Below are 797 nucleotides of genomic sequence, written 5' to 3' on the forward strand. Positions count from 1 at the left end.
TCTACTCAGCTTGCCGGCATGCTCTCGATGGTTGATTCAGCCCTCGAATCGATGGCCAGCGCTGCTTCGTCGCTCGGCTCGATTTCCTCTCGCATCGACATGCAGAAAGAGTTTGTATCCAACCTGACGGACTCGATCGACGCCGGCGTTGGCCGACTCGTCGATGCCGACATGAACGAGGAATCGACCCGCCTGAAGGCGCTGCAGACGCAGCAGCAGCTCGCCATCCAGGCGCTCTCGATCGCCAACTCCGACTCGCAGAACGTGCTCTCGCTGTTCCGCTAAGCGTCGCTACACGCGGAAGGCTGAGCCGCGTAGACCGACTTCAGAAGGCCGCGCTCAGCGATGGGTGCGGCCTTTCGTTTTCTCGATAGTGTTTCAGTATTCGTTAACCATGTTGGGCTTAGATGACCTCATCGAAGCGGCGGGTTGACCCGAATTTCAATGGGTTAGCAGGCATGATGCTGACCGCCGTTCCCGGTGCGACCGGAATGTCCCTTTCTTAACCAGCCATCAAGGGGCACCATCTTATGACTAGCATTTTGACCAACATCGCGGCCATGGCCGCGCTGCAGACTCTGCGCACCATCGGTTCCAACATGGAAGAGACGCAGGCACATGTCTCGTCCGGCCTCCGCGTCGGCGAAGCTTCCGACAACGCCGCCTACTGGTCGATCGCAACGACCATGCGCTCGGACAACATGGCTCTTTCGGCCGTTCAGGACGCCCTCGGCCTCGGCGCCGCCAAGGTCGACACCGCCTATTCCGGTATGGAATCGGCGATCGAAGTCGTCAAG

Annotated in this window: 2 protein-coding genes; both read left to right on the plus strand. The window is 59.6% G+C overall.

Translation table 11 applies throughout. The features are described from left to right. Positions 1–285 (plus strand): flagellin (locus AC6CIG_RS29640; RefSeq protein WP_498324378.1); only part of this gene is annotated, 285 nt, incomplete at its 5' end. Positions 286–530: 245 nt separating this feature from the next. After that, the coding region (locus AC6CIG_RS29645) for a flagellin N-terminal helical domain-containing protein (protein ID WP_498324379.1) at positions 531–797 on the plus strand (267 nt) is incomplete at its 3' end.

Source organism: Sinorhizobium sp. GQ132, assembly GCF_059758575.1.